The 1,505-nt window shown below is 54.4% G+C and carries 3 protein-coding genes; 1 reads left to right on the top strand and 2 read right to left on the bottom strand.

Annotated elements, in window-relative coordinates; translation table 11 throughout:
• On the top strand, positions 1-287 hold a 287-nt coding region (locus AB5213_RS17080), incomplete at its 5' end, for a hypothetical protein (RefSeq protein WP_368277028.1).
• Between the two features lie 23 nt (positions 288-310).
• Here AB5213_RS17080 and AB5213_RS17085 read toward each other — a convergent pair.
• The gene (locus tag AB5213_RS17085; protein ID WP_117527907.1) at positions 311-505 is read right to left on the bottom strand and encodes a hypothetical protein; all 195 of its coding nucleotides are present in this window, start codon (positions 503-505) and stop codon (positions 311-313) included.
• 64 nt (positions 506-569) lie between these two features.
• Positions 570-1,505 (bottom strand): VirD4-like conjugal transfer protein, CD1115 family (locus tag AB5213_RS17090; protein ID WP_368277029.1); only part of this gene is annotated, 936 nt, incomplete at its 5' end.

Raw genomic sequence — 1,505 nt, forward strand, 5'->3', positions numbered from 1 at the left:
TACTCGGCGATATCCTTGTGTACTGCTACAGAGAGCATGTTAGATATCGCTCCTTTCTAACCCGCGAGGGAACCCCAATTGATACCGGTCTTGAAGTACACGGCAGCACCCACGACGATGGCACCGCCGATAATCATGGCGAGGGCACCGGAGAGCTGACCGCCGCCGCCCTGCATACCGTCCTTGATGGTAAGACCAAGGTTCACAAGGCCGAAGACGATGAGGATGCCGCCGAGGGCGGTCACACCATCAGAGAGAAGGTTTTTCACGTTTTCCAGCATGGTTGATTCCTTTCTTGTTTACTTGTTTTCTAGTAACCGTACAGATGGGCAAAGGCGATACAGGTAAGTCCCGCGACGATGATTGCAACGGCTTTGCGTATCTCCCCGCCCCCGCCGCGAAGAAGTCCCGCGAGGGTCATCCCGAGATAGATGATTCCCACGACGGTGAATGCGCCCGCAGCGGTTCCTATCGCCGGGGCGGCGAGTTTGACGAGTGTTTCCAAGTTCCTTCCTCCATTCGTCCCCTTTCTGCCTTTTTCGCGTGGCATTTCTCTTAATTATAAGTGACTACCGGTTTAGCAATTTGCCCAGAAGACCTTTCCTTGATTTTTTCCATGCCGCCCATTTCCATGCCGTGAGCTCTGCACCCGTATCCTCATCGGGAGTGTACGGCTCGCAGCCGTTTTTCAGATACCGCTCGAAATCGAAGGAGTTCTTATGCAAACGCTTCCAGTTGCGCTTATCCACGATATAGCGGTATCGCTTATGGGCGTGGGGGTCGTACTTATCATCCATGAGCGGGTTGGTACCGGCGATGAGCAGGATTGCCTTTAAGCGGCTCATCTTTCCGATTTCTGCTGCGTCGATAAGGTCACGACCCTGAATCTGCAAGTTCTTACTGGCGCTTGAGGACTGCCCCGTGGACTCGTTGTAAGTCATCTGATGGATGGTCTGCTTGCCAATCATCTCCGCAATCTCCTTGTTGGTGGAGTTGGACTTGCCACCGAGGAAGAGCGTCGAGTCGCAGCAGTCGATGATGGTCTGCGCCTTCTTATCGTACTTGCTTTCCAGCTGGCTCATGGATTGCAGGATGATGGTGATGCCGATGTTACGGGAACGGGTGACCGCGATGGTCTCCTCAATCTGCGGGATAGTGCCGATGTTGGCGAACTCATCGAAGATGAAATGCACCGGGGTCGGGAGTTTCCCGCCATAATCCGAAAGGGCTTTTCGGCACAGCTGGTCGATGGTCTGCCACATGAGGATGGCGAACAGGAAACTGAGGGTCTTGTCGGTATCGGAGAGGATGCCGAAAATCGCCACCTTCGCATCCGGGTCACCAAGGGTGTCAATCTCCATCTCGTCATAGGTCAAAAGCTCGCGCACGCCATCTGTCGCGATGGGCGCAAGGCGCACGTTGCAGGAAATGAGGATGGATTTTAAGGTCTTGCCTGCGGCCACCTTGAAGTTCTTGTAGTTCATCAGGGCGAAGTCCTCGTCGGC

Source organism: Coprococcus sp. RTP21204st1_G4_RTP21204_210225 (assembly GCF_040915385.1).
Classification (GTDB): domain Bacteria; phylum Bacillota; class Clostridia; order Lachnospirales; family Lachnospiraceae; genus Allocoprococcus; species Allocoprococcus comes.